Here is a 1,125-nt window from a genome sequence, read left to right as displayed (position 1 = left end):
GGGGAACCGCGGAGTTGAAGATGTCCTCATGCTCGTATGCGACGGGCTGAAGGGGCTGCCGGACGCGGTCGGCGAGGTCTGGCCCCGTACCGTTGTGCACACATGTGTCGTTCACCTTCGGCGGGCGTCGTTCCGCTACGCCGCCCGTCAGGACTGGGACAAGATCGCGAAGGCGCTCAAGCCGGTCTACACCGCGCCGAGCGAGGACGCGGCCACGACACGGTTCCTGGAGTTCGCCGAGGTCTGGGGGAAGAAGTACCCGGCGATCGTCCGCCTCTGAGAGGGCATTTGATTTAGGTAGATCGCCCCGTATGCCCTAGTAGCTGCCTCGCCAGGTGGGTGCGGTCTCGTCCGTTATGCACCTGGCGAGGTTGTCGATCGAGGCGATGTAGATCATGGCTTCGGAGCTGGCGGGGAGGGTCTCGTAGTCGCGGGCCAGACGTCGGCGCAGCATGATCCATCCCAGACTTCGCTCGACGACCCAGCGCCTTTTGACGACGTGAAAGCCGCGGATGTCGGGGTTTCTGTTGACGACTTCGACGTCGATTCCGAGGTTGGCGCCGTGCTCGATCATGGCGTTCTTGAAGCCGGTGTCGACCCAGCTCTTGGAGATAGTGGGGTAGGTCTTCTTGGCCTGGTCGAGCAGTCGCATTCCTACGACGTTTTCCGACAGGCTTGCGGCGGTGACGGTCACGGCGAGGAGCAGGCCGAGCGTGTCGGTGATGATGCCCCGCTTCCTGCCGACGATTTTCTTCCCGGCGTCCGTTCCCTGGCTGGTCAGGGGCACGTTGGCGGAGGTCTTCACGCTCTGGGTGTCGATCACGGATGCGGTCGGCTCGGGTTTGCGGCCTTCCTTGACGCGGGCCAGGCCGGTGAGGTCGTAGTTGAGTTGGGCGAGGATTCCTTCGTCGCGCCAGGCGGCGTAGTAGGCATAGACGGTGCCGTGGTTCGGGAAGTCGTGCGGGAGGTATTTCCACGGGATTCCCGTGCGGTTGACGTACAGGAGTGCGTTGAAGACGTCGCGCAGTTCCACCTGGGCCGGCTGGCCGGTGGGCCTGCGGTCGAGTCGGGCTTTCCTCCAGGCGGATAAGGTCGGTTCGATCAATGCCCATCGGGCGTCGGACA

The 1,125-nt window shown here is 64.0% G+C and carries 1 protein-coding gene and 1 pseudogene; one reads left to right on the top strand and one right to left on the bottom strand.

What is annotated here, in order from left to right:
- Window positions 1–214 (top strand): annotated as a pseudogene (locus AB0I77_RS53850) (transposase); the annotation flags it as partial.
- Window positions 215–316: 102 nt separating this feature from the next.
- Here the strand turns inward: AB0I77_RS53850 and AB0I77_RS53845 are convergent.
- A partial coding sequence (locus tag AB0I77_RS53845) for an IS5 family transposase (protein ID WP_363290377.1) occupies window positions 317–1,125 on the bottom strand: 809 nt, incomplete at its 5' end.

The organism is Streptomyces sp. NPDC050619, from assembly GCF_040654815.1.
In the GTDB taxonomy this organism is placed as follows: Bacteria; Actinomycetota; Actinomycetes; order Streptomycetales; family Streptomycetaceae; genus Streptomyces.
The sequence above is the reverse complement of the archived record's forward strand: the minus strand, read 5'-3'. Positions and strand labels throughout refer to the sequence as shown.